Below are 14,652 nucleotides of genomic sequence, written 5' to 3'. Positions count from 1 at the left end.
TTAGCACATTCGCTAAAGGCCCTTTCTTTCTATTATTCACTCACGATAACTGGGACTTGTTTCGATTGAATGACTTTCAGTATGTAAAACATACCGATCGCACCTGAAACTGCAATTCCTGTACCTACAGATACAGCGTAGTCTAGATGTAGACCTTCAGGAGCATACATCCAGTACGTCACGACGACAGCAGTCATGAACAGTGCTGGAATTCCTGCAATCCAATGCGCTCGCTTTTCTCTGATTAAATAAGAGGTTGCGGTCCAAAGCATGATGGCTGCTACCAGTTGATTCGTGCCGCCAACATACCGCCACAAGAATGAATAGTCGATTGTGGATAGATAGAACATCGGTACACCCAATAGTAATGTACTAGCCAAGACCACCCACTTTTTATTGGGATTCAACCACTTGGATGTCGCTTCCGTGAAAATCATACGCGCTGAACGAAGAGCTGTATCACCCGTTGTAATCGGCAAGATAATCACACCTAAAATAGCCAACATTCCACCGAACGAACCTAGTAATGTGCTCGAAATTTCGTTTACTGCACCTGCCGGACCACCTGCAGCCAAGGCCCCTTGCAATCCTGCCGTACCTCCAAAGAATGTCATACCTGCCGCAGCCCACACCATTGCGATGATACCTTCCGCAATCATTGCACCATAAAACACTTTCCGGCCTTCCGACTCCTTTTTCATCGTTCTAGAAACAATTGGACTTTGCGTACAGTGAAAACCAGAGATCGCTCCACAAGAAATCGTTACCATCAGCAATGGCCAAATTGGCAACTCTCCAGGATGTAAGTTCTGCAAAGTTAAATTCGGGATTTTTTCGGGACCAAATAATAACGCGCCACCGATTCCAACTGCCATCACGATCAACACTACTCCAAACACCGGGTATAAACGACCTATAATTTTATTGATCGGCAAAATAGCCGCCAACACGAAGTAACCAAATATAATTAGTAGTGACACGATAAATGACAGCGGTGTAATGGATGAAATCAGTTGCGCTGGCCCCGCAGTGAAGGCAGCCGCCACAAGAACCATTAACACAATTGAAATCACATTGATGAAACGTCTGGCGAAATCACCCAAATACTCTCCTACAATTTTAGGGAATTGTGCACCGCCATGTTTTAGAGATAACATGCCGGAAAAGTAATCATGGACAGCTCCTGCAAAAATACTACCAAATACAATCCAAAGGAATGCGACGGGTCCATATAACGCGCCTGCAATTGCCCCGAATATTGGGCCTAAGCCTGCGATGTTCAGTAATTGGATCAACCAGCCCTTCCACCAACTCATTGGCACGTAATCCATCCCATCAGCCTGTGTATAGGCAGGCGTTTTCCTAGCATCATCAATCACAAATACCTTTTCGACTACTTTCGAATACGTTAGGTAACCAATGATTAATAAGACGATGGATGATAAAAATGTCAGCATGAAACCCCTTCTCTCTCGTCTTTTTATGTATTTGTCTGATAGATATTTAGAATATCAAACAATTTTCAACTTATTATATAATAGTTTGAAAATTATATCAACATAGATTTTTGAAATAACTTAACCTTTATTTTGAATATGATATTTACTTCCAAGAGAAGGCTGTTAACCCTTGCCTATGAACGCACAAAACCCCGAATGCATAAGAGCATTCGGGGTTTTGTCTACTATTGAATTATAAACCACACTTCAACTGTGCTTGGCAATTGGTACACGTGTTACATCCACCAATTTCTTCTACTGTACCTTGTCGGCAAACCGGGCATGTGTCGCCCACTTCTGAACCGATTGTGACGTTTGTAGAACGTAATGCCTGAATCGTATTAACGAGCACGACTTTCGGCTGATCGGTCACTTCGACTACTTCTTCTGTATCCGGAATATTATCTTCCGCTTTTAGAGTTAGTACTTGTGCGTCACGGCTACCGTCGACGTATACTGTGCCGCCCTTCGCCCCGCCTTTATACAATCTCTCGTACACACTCTCGACTTGTTCCACTGTATAGCCGCGTGGTGCGTTAACAGTTTTAGAGATCGAGCTGTCGATCCAGCGCTGAATAATACATTGCACATCCGCATGCGCTTCTGGTGCTAATTCCATTGAAGAAATAAACCAGTCTGGCAAGTTATTCGGATCTGCCTCAGGATTAGCCTGTAAATACTCTTCTACAATCGCTGCTTTTACTTCGATAAATTTCCCTAAGCGTCCGCTGCGGTAATATGTGAATGAGAAATAAGGTTCTAACCCAGTTGAAACTCCTACCATTGTTCCAGTACTCACTTTTGTTACTCCCCTTATTCAGGAGGGCGGGGTTATCAGTACCCGCTCCATATGTCGCCATATGGGTCAGACTATATCATCAACCGATTATAATTTTTGTTTAAACTTGCTAGGATGATTTTCACCAGAATGACTGAGCAATTTAAACATTTTTTCTCCAAAGCAATTCACTTCTTTCAAAGAGATTGTGATGGATAATTCGGTTGTCCGGCGTGTAGTCGTTGAGGGGTCAGCCATGACTTCCCTGCGGATTGTCTGCACCTTTTGATTTTTACCTTAAGCGTAATGGCAAGTTACAGGTACAAAAGGATTCTCAGAGTTTCCCGCATATAGCCAGATGTTCACGATGCAATTACTTGCATCGGGGGCAATTCATTTACCCGTTGGAGCAACAGTTAGGAGATGTGAATTACGAATTCCATGTTCCACAATCGCTTCGCGGATATCTTCCGGCATGCGCTTCATAAAGCCAGAATTAATGAAAGCATGACGTAATGCTTTCGTTTCTTCATCCGTTTGACCAATTAGGAACGGGAAACTTCCTTTTTCTTTCGCCAATTCAATCGATTCGCGGTAAGCAGTTGTCGCAATTGCTTCAAATACTTCATCCACTAATTGATTTCCTTCAGGCGAGCCGTATTCTTTTTCACAGTAGATGTGAAGATCAGCAAGCCCCATCACACCAAGACCTACACGGCGTTCACCAAGAGCTTGTACTTTATTTTCTTCAAGGAAGTACGGTGTAGCATCGATGACGTTATCTTGCATACGCACACCAGTCCGTACCGTCTCTTTCAACTTTTCAAAGTTAACCGTCTTCGTATTTTTGTCTGCCATCTCAGCAAGATTGACAGCAGCTAAATTACAGACAGAATATGGTGCAAGTGGTTGTTCCAGTTGTTATCCTAAAGGCTTTTTATCCTCTAGTTCTTACAGTTGTCTTCCTGTAAGTTCAGCATACATTTTCACTGCATATTTTCTTCATAAACCTTAGTAATTCTTTTCTTCCTTTATCTTCACCAAAAACAGCCTTTGAGATGACCCTCATATCTTTAACTCCAAATCGAGAATAAATCTCGTCGGTTAAGGGTTTAATAGTCGAATTTATTTTATTGAAAGGCGTTAATAGAACAATTTCACTATTCTCTTTGGTCCATTGAATTATATAGTGCTTAATATTACGATGCACAGTAGTTCTTCTTTCAACATATGCATCAGTTGCTATGCGAATAGCTGATTGACCTGAGCATTGTTGACAACAATAAATTTGCTTAGAAGTAACCATAACAATAAATTCACCGAAACATAGGGCACAATATCTTTTTTCGCGTTCAGTTTTAATTTTCCCTTTTTGAGATAAACCAGATTTACGTAATCCTTCAATCATCTTTTTCTTAGCAGGAGTATCTCCATTCCAAAGCATCTTGGTATGTTTTCCTATCCTCTTTTTTGTTTCCTCAGTATGTTTTAATCCATAATGAGCATTCAAAATACCCGAAGCGGCTTTATGGATGGAAGTGTTATCTGAGTTAATCCATTGTTCGATGACTGAATTTAAAGATATCGGCATATCCTCATAAATCTTCAGTAACTCTTTATAAGAAAATAATTCTGTTTTTACTTGATATTGAACCTCAATATAATTCAATTTTTCCTTTGCCAATTCAATCTCTTTTTTATTTCGAGATTTAATTTCGACTATTTTCTCTAGTTTTCCATTTTTATCATAAAAGAAAAAATCTGGTTTATAAATCTTTCCATTCACTTCAAAAACCTGAGTTTCGAAGCTCCAAGAGATATTAAATTGATCAAGATAGACAGCATAGGCATACTCATAAGAGCTTCTTAAATAAAAACCTTTATAAAAACCTGCATATCCTCTGTTCAACTTTAATATCACCCTTTTTGAAAAATAATTACACAGTGTTGCGGTCTCGTGCCTGGATTATAGTCTGATCAATATCAATCAGGATCACCAGGTATGCGTTGCCCCTGACTAAAATTTTACTTCTAGCCTTCGGTTCGGATTGGCATCTCAGCTTTCCCGCTTCATCCCGCAATTTTTAACGTGAGGCGAACTTCACCACACGGATTCGTCGCTACAACTTGCTGTCCGTACGCTTTCGCATTCGTGTCGTCATTTGCATTATCAATGAAGAAAATGCCTGGTTCCGCTGAATACGTGGCACAGATATTAATTAAATCCCATAGTGCGCGGGCTTTGATCGTACGGTACACACGAACTTCGTGACCTAGACGTTCCCATTCGCGTACATCGCCAACTTCATGCCATTGTTCATTATAATACTTCATCTGTTCAGGAGAATAATTTTCGACTGCCGGGAAACGTAAGTCGTAATCTGCGTCTTCTTCTACCGCTTTCATGAAGTCATCCGTTAATGTTACAGAAATATTCGCTCCCGTCAGGAATTCTGGATTATGAACAGTGTACGTTCCGCCATCCTGAAGCTTCAGCTCAGCGTCACGGATAATCGCTGCGTTAAAACCGCCTTGACCCGGGATTTGTTTATAGTTCGTGATGCCTTGATACATCGCTTCTTCTTGTGCTGTCAAAGGTTTGAAATTCAGTTTCTCATCTGCCAGCTTCTTGATCATTTCGTCTTCTGTGTTTTCGATCAAATAACGCAAAATTCGCGGATTTTGCATTTTGGAGATGATAAATTCATAAATGTCCGGGTGCCAGTTTGATAACATGATCATTTGAGCCATTATGTTACGTTGATGCGCTATATCAACTCTCTATGTCACCATAGAGTTCAGACCATATCTTACACCTTATAGTGGTGTCCTCGCACTTCGAGTTCGCTTGAACCCTACTCTACTCGCTTCTGCTGTTCGCATGCTTTCGATGGTCGTTGAACCTTCCTCATAACATTCGTCTTAGAGGCTTGGCTGCTGATTGTCTTTCACCACTTGTTGTTTTCAAGCATTCACGCCCACTGTTTCCAGTCACGTTGTAGCCAACAAGTCATAAGAGTTTCCAGCAATTCACGAGGTTTTTTTTATAGACGAGGCACTTCTCTTTACCACGTCTTGATCCGCCTTGCTCAACCAAATGAGTCAACTTCGCAATATCATCCAGCCATGAAACCGATCCAGATGACTTACCGTTGACACCGCGCGCCAATGTGTTGCGTGGACGCAATGTTGAACCGTTCGTTCCTACACCGCCACCACGACTCATAATCTCCATCACTTGTTTGCGGTGATCGGAAATTCCTTCACGGGAATCGGGTACAAATGGCATCACATAACAGTTAAAGAACGTGACATCCGTATCTGATCCTGCACCATACAGCACGCGACCAGCTGGAATGAAGTTCAATGCCTTCAACTGATCATAGAACATGTTATACGACTGCGTTCTTCTCTCTTCCGTCTTTTCGACAGATGCAAGCCCAGTCGCATTACGTTTTGCAATCTGCTCGTAGAACACTTCCAGCGGCTTCTCAATCACGTCAAGAGGACGTGTAATGATTCCTTTTTGTTGCTCATCCAGATCATCGATCGATGAACGATATTCTGGCTCGATCCAGATCTCCGCTTTTCCGTTCGCTTTATCAAGTTTTGTAATATAACCTAACCCACGAGCGGGGAACTTTGGATCTTCTCTCACCGTAAGAACGACAAAATCGCCTTCTTTTAATGACTTCTTTTCCATATCTTTAAATGAATACCGATCGATCATTACTAGACGTGATACTCCGCTGTGAGTCAGCTTCATATCCTCGGTAACTGGGTGAACTTGAGGAAAATTCGCAATATCCTCATTCAGCTGTTGCTTATCGAGCACTGGTTCGCCTTGTTTTGACATCGTAACCATATAACATCCTCCTCATAACGCTCCAAACACTATATATAGTGTTTAGCTTATTAAATAATCTACTACATATTGAATAGTATATCAATCGCCATGTATTTTTCAAAAACATAAAATCGTTGATATTACGACATTTCGACAAAAAAATAAAACCAAAGTACCAATTTCATTTTTTGAAATTCCAGTCATCATTGGCATATTTCTCTTTTTCAATTTGATGGACCAAAGCAAGCTGTTCCGGTGTTAATTCAAGTGGTTCCAAGGAAATGTCGAGCGACGCTTCAAATCCCTTAGAAAAGGCCTGTTTACATTCCTCTATTGAAATCTCCCGGTCCGTCAATCGGTCAATCGCAATAGCGCGATCTGGCAACGTTCTACGTACGCGTTCCTTCAAAGCGGGCGATGAATAGGTAAAAATAGATGTCAATTTATCGACGTCTAAGCTCATCAAAATTGCCCCATGTTGCAAAATCACGCCTTTTTGACGTGTTTGGGCACTGCCGGCAACCTTTTTACCTTCGACGACGAGTTCATACCAGCTTGGTGCATCAAAACAAACACCGCTCTTTGGACTACGTAATTGCGCTGTAATCTCTTGATCTGGAATCGAGAATTCTGCCTGAAGCCCTAGATTACGAAATCCTTGCAACAATCCGCCAGAAATCACACGGTATGCTTCTGTCACCGTTTCCGGCATATTCGGGTATTTTTCACTAACAATCACACTGTATGTAAGCTCATGTTCATGCAGGACACCACGTCCTCCTGTTGGTCTTCGGACAAATCCAAGCCCAAGTTCTTTCACTTTTTCCATATCAATATCTTTTTCAATGCGCTGGAAGTACCCAATCGATAATGTAGCGGGTTCCCACTCATAAAAACGCAGAACCGGTCCGATTTCACCTCGGCTATGTAAGTCAAGCAGTGCTTCGTCTAGCGCCATATTGAAGGAAGGACTACATTTCCCAGAGTCTACATAATGCCACACGGCTTTTGTCATAATCTATTCTCCTTCGTGTTTTATACTCCACCTATAGTATAGGAAATCGTCAATGAAAAAAACAATAACGCATTTCATTTTATCATTAGGATTGAACTGATGCCAGATAATCTTTATAATAGAGATATTGATGAAGGGGGAAGTTTTTTTGAGTTATTATATTTTGGGAGCAGCCGTGCTCGCGGTCATTTTGTATTTCGTTATAACATACATACGGGTCGGAAAGGCATTGACCAGTCTGACACAAGAAGAGTTTATTAAAGGGTATCGCAAAGCACAATTGATCGATGTGCGTGAACCAAAAGATTTCGAGGCTGGACATATTTTAGGTGCGCGTAACATTCCATTTACACAGTTCTCACAGCGCTATAAGGAAATCCGCCCTGATAAACCCGTTTATCTTTATGACCAAAACACTAGCCGTACAGGCCGTGCAGCGCTATTCTTGAAGAAAAAAGGTTGTACAGAAATCTATCAGCTACGCGGTGGATTTAAACAGTGGTCAGGTAAAATTAAAACAAAATAACAGTATAGATCCTCCTTAAAAGGGGGATCTACTTATTTATAGGGAGTGTGTTCTAGTAATGAAACCATCTTTTTTAATTCCACTTCACTCGGCACAATACGAAAAATTGACACATTATCACTATTACGGTGTCGTTATTGAAGCGATTCTTGACACACTTCAACAACGTTCACCTGCCGATTGGCAAATCATCCAAGTCGATGAATTCTCTTCTTACACAGAAACGATGCTTCCTGAATTGATTCATCGCAAACAACTGCCTTACGAATCACTTAGTCATATCTACGCCACATTGCCGACACAAAAAATTCAGCAAGACGTATCAACTGATGCATTTTCACTACAAGGCGCTGAAACTATTGACAACCAGTTGCTATTCTTCCCAGAACATCAAATCGCCATCGCCAATATTAGCTATTATGTCGCAACAGGCTCCACTTGGTCAGAGCATACAGTATTTGCGCCATCTGCCAGTCACGTCAAAGATTTCATCGAAGTGCTGAATCAACTCCAACGAGAAGCGATGAAAACGAATATTACGTATTTAGTGGATACGGAAGAAGGTATGGAAAAAAAGACGTATGGCGCTGGCACACAAATCGAGCGCAGTGACGTCCTGCTCGATGAACATTTGAAGAATGATCTATTTCGTTCTATTGATGAATTCTTCCGAGACGGTGGGGCTTTCTTTAAAGAATACGGACTGCCATATAAAAGAGGGATCTTGCTGTACGGATCTCCAGGTAACGGCAAAACGACGCTTGTGCGTTCCATCACCGGAACAACTGACGCACCTGTCGTCTACTGGCAAATCACGGAATTCACAGGAAGTCATTCCGTACAAGAAGTGTTCACTACAGTCGAACGTCTAGCACCCGCCATCCTCGTCATTGAAGATATGGACTCCATGCCCGAACATATGAGAAGTACATTCCTGAACATTCTAGATGGCGTACATGTCCGTGACGGCCTATTCATCATCGGTACGACCAATTACCCTGAACGCATTGACCCTGCCCTCATCAACCGTGCTGGCCGATTTGATAGCACATATGAAATCAAATCTCCGACACGAGAAGTCCGAAAGCTATACATGGAAAAACTGGATCGCAAAAAGATACTTTCAGAAGAACAAATTGAAGAAATAGCGAAGCAGACAAAAGGCCTTTCAGTATCACAGTTGAATGAATTATATATGTCGATCGCGCTTACTTACCATTATGAGAAGAACATTCAATATGAAGAACGAATCCGCCAGTTACAGAAACAGCATCGACAAGCTACTCGACATGACTGGGAAACCGATTCAACAATAGGTTATTAAGACGAACAAGAGGTTGCCTTGACTTGATCAAGACAACCTCTTGTTCTTGGTTATGAATATTTTTACGCAGTGTCACTCAGTCTAGTTCCAGATTCTGATCTCCATACGAAAATACGCAGTACTTTCCTAGACCGCAATGGTTTGTGAATGTTGTAGTCCCATATGATCACAAGTATATACTAGTAAGCTTCAATTATTCACAGTGATGTATACACTAAACAACAGTCGTGTCGATTTAAGGGTGTTTTATCCCGCCTATAATGCTTGAATTATCAATCAACATACACATTTCCGTCATAATTTGAAATCAATATAGAAGTCAGTCAAAATGCGACATACTTTTCATTTCGCTTTATATATGCTAAGTAAGTTGCTTCTACGACGAACTAGATAATCGCCACATGACTTGAAGCGTAATATATAGTACGGAGGAAGAAAATGAATAAATCTATTGAAAAAAAACTACTCATGTTTAGAATTGAACTAAAAAGAATGATCATGTACAAGAAAGCCGAATTCTTGGGAATCACCCATCCAAGCGTTGTAAGAAGTAGCCAGCGACTGGATAGCCTATTGAACAGAGTACAAGGAATTTATTCATAACTATTGAAGTTCCATACATAGTATCAATAATCGTTCCAAGCAAAAAAGACAGTTCCCGTTTTGGAACTGTCTTTTTGTATTGCCTACACTTTATCATTCAAGACTTCAATTACATTCGATATTCATTACTTTTCTTTAGTCCATATGTAGTGCACTGGCTATCTATTACAAACATTCCACTCTACAGCGTTTCTTGATTTGGATAGATTTCGTGAATATATGAAATAGATTGTTTTAGTAATTTCTTTAATATCTCTATTTCAATATCCGCGACTTTGTTGATGTATATACAGGATTTACCTGTTGTATATTTCCCGAAATCTTTTAATAATTTTTCTCGCTGTTCACTTCCAAGCGTTACATATAAACTGATTTTGGCTTTTCGTGGTGAAAAACCTACGATTGGCGCATCCCCTTCGTGCCCCGAACTATATGAGTAATGATATTTTCCAAACCCTATAATACTAGGTCCCCACATTTTCGCTGGATACCCCGTCGTTTCGGTGAAGATATCTACTAATTTAAAAGCATCTTCACGCTTTTTAGGTTGACCAATTTCCTCAATAAATTCCATAACACTTCTGTCGGTTTCTTTTGTTTTTAATTCGTACATTACCTACACCCCATTCAACTATTTTGTTTGCATTATTGACGTAACGGAAAAGTCAGTCTTCCCTTCATATTCATTCCCCAAATAGTTTTATTTATAAAACACGACGTAATATGAATACAATTTTATGTTTCATTACGATTTATTCACGATACCACGTACAGTTAGCATTCTCAATCTACTTGTGAAAAGTAGAAGTAACGTGTATATTAAACTATTGATAATCATAGGTGTCTTAGCTATAGGTAGGTAAGGTGCTTCGATTATTAAAGAGGGTTCGTAACCATCCCCTCTAAAAACAAAACTATGGAGGAATGTAAAGTGAATAAAGCAGTTGTAGTATTTAGTGGCGGACAAGATTCTACCACTTGCCTATTATGGGCAATGGAAGAATTTGATGAAGTAGAAACCGTCACGTTTTTGTATGGGCAAAGACATAAGTCGGAAGTTGATTGCGCTACAAAGATCGCGAATGACTTAGGGGTTAAACAGAAAATCATTCAAATGGATGTTCTCAATCAGTTAACCTCGAACGCCTTGACCCGAAGCGACATGCAAATTGAAGCAGAAGAAGGAAGTGTCCCCAATACATTTGTTGAAGGACGGAATCATATATTTCTTTCATTTGCAGCAATCTATGCTAAATCAATTGGCGCGAAGGCGATTATAACCGGTGTAAGCGAGACGGACTTCAGCGGCTATCCGGATTGTCGTGATGCGTTCATTCGTTCGTTAAATACGACGTTGAATTTAGCAATGGACTATACATTTGATTTGATCACTCCTTTAATGTGGAAAGACAAAGCAGAAGTTTGGAAATTAGCGGATCAAATGGGTCGGTTGGAGTACGTAAGAGACAACACATTAACTTGCTATAACGGTGTGATTGCCGATGGCTGCCTAGAATGCCCCGCTTGTAAGCTGAGAAATGACGGACTAGCGAAATACTTACAAGGACAACATGCCTCATGATCCGCATTACGATTTATTTATTATCCATTATTCTTGCTAATGTCATTACAGCACGATTTGCACGATTTGCACCACTTGAACTAGGTCCACTCATTATTCCTTACGGTACTTTGTTCATTGGATTAACACTTGTCATGAGAGATATGGTTCAAAATAGATTCGGTAGACAACAAACATACCTATTGATTGGAGTCGCACTTTTATTATCTGCTCTTACAAGTCATTTATTAGGGGATCAATTATGGATCGTCTTTGCAAGTACACTTAGTTTTATTGTTTCAGAAACAGCAGATACGGAAATTTACACTCGTTTTAAATTCCCTTTTGTAAAGAGAGTACTATTTTCGGGTGTTGTCGCTGGATTTTTAGACTCTAGTTTATTTGTAATTATTGGTATCGGTCCACTAGGGCTTCACTTCGTACCGTGGGAATTAGTTCCATTTGCCATACTCGGACAATGGATAGCGAAAGTGTTGATGCAGTTAATTGTTGCGGGTGGAATTAGACAAGTTGTGATGAAGCTAAATATATATGAACCAAATGTTTCAGAAGTACATTAAAAGGGGTTTGAAAAATGCTAGAAAACAATAAAAACAACCTTACATTACTCGGCAATCAAGAGACAAAATACAACTATGAATATGATCCTCATATTTTAGAAACATTTGAAAATCGACATCAAGACAATGATTACTTTGTTAAATTTAATATTCCTGAATTCACTAGCCTGTGTCCAATTACTGGCCAACCTGACTTTGCTACCATCTATATATCCTATATTCCTGATGTAAAAATGGTAGAAAGTAAATCGTTAAAGCTTTATATGTTCAGTTTCCGTAATCATCCAGGGTTTCATGAAGATTGTGCAAATCTAATTATGAAAGATTTAATTCATTTAATGGATCCACGATACATTGAAGTATGGGCCAAGTTCACCCCACGCGGTGGAATTTCAATTGATCCGTATTGTAATTACGGAAAGCCTGGAACGTATTTTGAACAAATGGCGAAAGAAAGACTTTTCCAACATGATATATATCCCGAAAAGATAGATAATAGATAATTTTCCACGCCAGGCACAGACAATTCAACATTGTCTCCGTGCCTGGCATTTTACTATTTGTCTTAAAATAGAGCGGAACACATATAAAAACTGCCATACAATGCAAAACACATGATATACATAACAATATTTTACATCCATTCCTAGCTCTTTCATTAAAATGTATATAGTTTTACTCTCGTCACATACACTATCGTAATTTTCATCATCGCTTACACATACGGTGTAAATGGGACGTGAAGTATTCATCATTTTATACCAGTACATGGAGGAGATTTCGTGAAGGATGGATCGGCAAACGAAAATATAAATAGAAAACAGAATCGAAAAATTCAGCAGTTGGATCAATTCAAAGTGGACAATAAAGGGAAAAAGCTTACGACCAATCAAGGAGTGAAAGTGTCCAATGATGAGGAGTCTTTAAAAGCAGGAGTACGTGGACCGACATTAATGGAAGGAATCCATTTAAAAGAAAAACTCATGCATTTTGACCGTGAACGGATTCCTGAACGAGTTGTTCATGCAAGAGGATATGCAGCACATGGTGAGTTCGAGTTATATGAATCAATGAAAGACTATACAACAGCTGACTTTCTCCAGAAAGCAGGACAGAAGACACCCGTTTTCACTCGTTTTTCTAACGTAGCCGGAAATTTAGGATCGGTTGACACAGCAAGAGATGTACGAGGTTTTGCGGTAAAGTTTTATACAGAAGAAGGAAACTACGATTTAGTAGGAAACAATATACCTGTATTTTTCATTCAGGATAGTATGAAGTTTCCTGATCTCGTGCATGCAGTCAAACCTGAACCGGACACTGATATGCCTCAAGCAGCTTCCGCCCATGATACCTTCTGGGATTTCATAGCAAACAATCAAGAATCCGCCCATATGGTCATGTGGCAAATGTCAGACCGCACGATTCCTAGAAGTTGGCGAATGATGGAAGGCTTTGGTGTCCATACATTTCGGTTGGTTAATAGCGAAGGTAAAGCCACTTTCGTAAAATTTCATTGGAAACCGATACTGGGCGTTCATTCATTAGTATGGGATGAGGCACAAAAAATCGCGGGAAAAAATCCGGACTTCCAACGCAGAGATCTATGGGACTGTATTGATAAAGGTTATTTTGCTGAATATGAATTTGGCGTCCAATTGATTGCAGAAGAAGACGAATTCATGTTCGACTTTGATATTCTCGATGCAACAAAGCTGTGGCCAGAAGAGATAGTGCCTGTTAAAATCATTGGCAAAATGACGTTAAATCAAAACGTCACGAACGTCTTTGCTGAAACTGAACAAGCGGCATTTCATCCTGGTAACGTAGTGCCAGGTATAGATTTCACTAATGATCCACTTTTACAAGGAAGACTCTTATCTTATCTCGATACTCAAGTGTACCGCCTCGGTGGACCAAACTTTACAGAAATTCCGATTAATCGTGCAGTATGTCCATTCCATAACAATCAGAGAAATGGATTCAATCGTCAGCGGATTGATGTCGGCAAAGTAAGTTATCATAAAAATTCCTTGGCTGATAATACACCTTCCACTTCCACAGCAATAGAAGGCGGATTTGTTCACTATGCTGAAAAAGTGGAAGGGCGAATTATTCAAGCACGAAGCGAATCATTCAAAGATCACTTTTCTCAAGCTCGACTTTTCTGGAATAGTATGTCACCACCGGAAAAACAACATATTATTAACGCGTTCAGCTTTGAAGTCGGAAAAGTGAATAGTATAAGTGTTAGACAACAAGTAGTGGATATGTTCGCAAACGTCGATCAGGAAATGGCTACACTCATCGCAAACAATGTTGGAGTGAATAAGCCTACTGGTCAACAAGTCAATGTTACAGAGTCATCCCCTGCGCTGAGCCAAGAAAATACCCCCCGCTATCCATACAGTTTGAAGGTCGGTATTCTCATTGGTGACGGTTTCTCTGACGAAGAAGTGAAGTCAACAATTGAACATCTAGCAAAGTATGGAGTGTGGGCATATACGATCGGTGAGAAGCTGGGTACGGTAACTGGTAAGAACGGATTAGAGATTCATATCAATGAAACGTTTATGACTACAGCACCCGTTTTATTCGACGCTCTCTATGTAGTAGGCGGAAACGCAGCCAATCAAGCGAAGTTCAATGCGGATAGTGTCTATTTCATCAATGAGGCATTCAGACATTATAAACCGATTGGCGTTGCCAAAACCGGAAATACTATTTTCACAGCATCTGACGCAAAAAAGGGACCGGGTATTGTACTTGGAGAAAATAACGCTACGTTTAGTGATGATTTTATACTCGCCATTACACAGCAACGTTTTTGGGAACGAGATATTTACTAATATGTAAAGCAAAAAGCGTCACTCTTCATTTAGAGTGACGCTTTTTGTATTTAAATTTATTCATCCGCC

At 40.2% G+C, this 14,652-nt stretch carries 11 protein-coding genes and 4 pseudogenes; 7 read left to right on the top strand and 8 right to left on the bottom strand.

The window, feature by feature from the left end; genetic code table 11:
* Nucleotides 1-32: 32 nt before the first annotated feature.
* The 7 genes and pseudogenes from CSV63_RS03250 to CSV63_RS03220 form a co-directional block, all read right to left on the bottom strand.
* The gene (locus CSV63_RS03250; RefSeq protein ID WP_099694530.1) at nt 33-1,457 is read right to left on the bottom strand and encodes a carbon starvation CstA family protein; all 1,425 of its coding nucleotides are present in this window, start codon (nt 1,455-1,457) and stop codon (nt 33-35) included.
* A 235-nt stretch (nt 1,458-1,692) separates the two neighbouring features.
* Nucleotides 1,693-2,295 (bottom strand): annotated as a pseudogene (locus tag CSV63_RS03245) (vitamin B12-dependent ribonucleotide reductase); the annotation flags it as partial.
* A gap of 381 nt (nt 2,296-2,676) precedes the next feature.
* A pseudogene (locus CSV63_RS03240) lies at nt 2,677-3,192 on the bottom strand (vitamin B12-dependent ribonucleotide reductase); the annotation flags it as partial.
* 58 nt (nt 3,193-3,250) lie between these two features.
* The gene (locus CSV63_RS03235; protein WP_099694529.1) at nt 3,251-4,186 is read right to left on the bottom strand and encodes a restriction endonuclease; all 936 of its coding nucleotides are present in this window, start codon (nt 4,184-4,186) and stop codon (nt 3,251-3,253) included.
* Nucleotides 4,187-4,377: 191 nt separating this feature from the next.
* Nucleotides 4,378-5,016, bottom strand: a pseudogene (locus tag CSV63_RS03230) (vitamin B12-dependent ribonucleotide reductase); the annotation flags it as partial.
* Nucleotides 5,017-5,344: 328 nt separating this feature from the next.
* Nucleotides 5,345-6,142, bottom strand: a pseudogene (locus CSV63_RS03225) (ribonucleotide reductase N-terminal alpha domain-containing protein); the annotation flags it as partial.
* 163 nt (nt 6,143-6,305) lie between these two features.
* A complete protein-coding gene (locus CSV63_RS03220; RefSeq protein WP_099694527.1) occupies nt 6,306-7,139 on the bottom strand; it encodes a lipoate--protein ligase family protein in 834 nt (277 codons plus the stop codon).
* 130 nt (nt 7,140-7,269) lie between these two features.
* Between CSV63_RS03220 and CSV63_RS03215 the strand changes: the two genes are divergently transcribed.
* From CSV63_RS03215 to CSV63_RS03205, 3 genes are all read left to right on the top strand, one after another.
* The gene (locus CSV63_RS03215; RefSeq protein ID WP_099694526.1) at nt 7,270-7,665 is read left to right on the top strand and encodes a rhodanese-like domain-containing protein; all 396 of its coding nucleotides are present in this window, start codon (nt 7,270-7,272) and stop codon (nt 7,663-7,665) included.
* Nucleotides 7,666-7,723: 58 nt separating this feature from the next.
* Nucleotides 7,724-8,989, top strand: a complete 1,266-nt coding sequence (locus tag CSV63_RS03210; protein ID WP_099694525.1) for an ATP-binding protein — start codon at nt 7,724-7,726, stop codon at nt 8,987-8,989.
* Between the two features lie 438 nt (nt 8,990-9,427).
* Nucleotides 9,428-9,592: an aspartyl-phosphate phosphatase Spo0E family protein gene (locus CSV63_RS03205; protein WP_099694524.1), complete on the top strand. Its 165-nt coding sequence runs from the start codon at nt 9,428-9,430 to the stop codon at nt 9,590-9,592.
* A 181-nt stretch (nt 9,593-9,773) separates the two neighbouring features.
* Here the strand turns inward: CSV63_RS03205 and CSV63_RS03200 are convergent, their stop codons facing one another.
* A complete protein-coding gene (locus CSV63_RS03200) occupies nt 9,774-10,205 on the bottom strand; it encodes a DUF1801 domain-containing protein (RefSeq protein ID WP_099694523.1) in 432 nt (143 codons plus the stop codon).
* 303 nt (nt 10,206-10,508) lie between these two features.
* Here CSV63_RS03200 and queC point away from each other — a divergent pair, with 303 nt between their 5' ends.
* From queC to CSV63_RS03180, 4 genes are all read left to right on the top strand, one after another.
* A complete protein-coding gene (gene queC, locus CSV63_RS03195) occupies nt 10,509-11,174 on the top strand; it encodes a 7-cyano-7-deazaguanine synthase QueC (RefSeq protein ID WP_099694522.1) in 666 nt (221 codons plus the stop codon).
* Nucleotides 11,174-11,734: a VUT family protein gene (locus tag CSV63_RS03190; protein WP_099694643.1), complete on the top strand. Its 561-nt coding sequence runs from the start codon at nt 11,174-11,176 to the stop codon at nt 11,732-11,734. Before queC ends, CSV63_RS03190 begins: the two co-directional genes overlap by 1 nt.
* 14 nt (nt 11,735-11,748) lie before the next feature.
* Nucleotides 11,749-12,237 carry a preQ(1) synthase gene (queF, locus tag CSV63_RS03185; protein WP_099694521.1) on the top strand — a complete coding sequence of 163 codons (489 nt, stop codon included), beginning with the start codon at nt 11,749-11,751 and terminating at the stop codon, nt 12,235-12,237.
* A 279-nt stretch (nt 12,238-12,516) separates the two neighbouring features.
* The gene (locus CSV63_RS03180) at nt 12,517-14,583 is read left to right on the top strand and encodes a catalase (RefSeq protein WP_099694520.1); all 2,067 of its coding nucleotides are present in this window, start codon (nt 12,517-12,519) and stop codon (nt 14,581-14,583) included.
* Nucleotides 14,584-14,652: the final 69 nt, after the last annotated feature.

It is taken from the genome of Sporosarcina sp. P34 (assembly GCF_002743375.1).
Lineage (GTDB): Bacteria > Bacillota > Bacilli > Bacillales_A > Planococcaceae > Sporosarcina.
The sequence above is the reverse complement of the archived record's forward strand: the minus strand, read 5'-3'. Positions and strand labels throughout refer to the sequence as shown.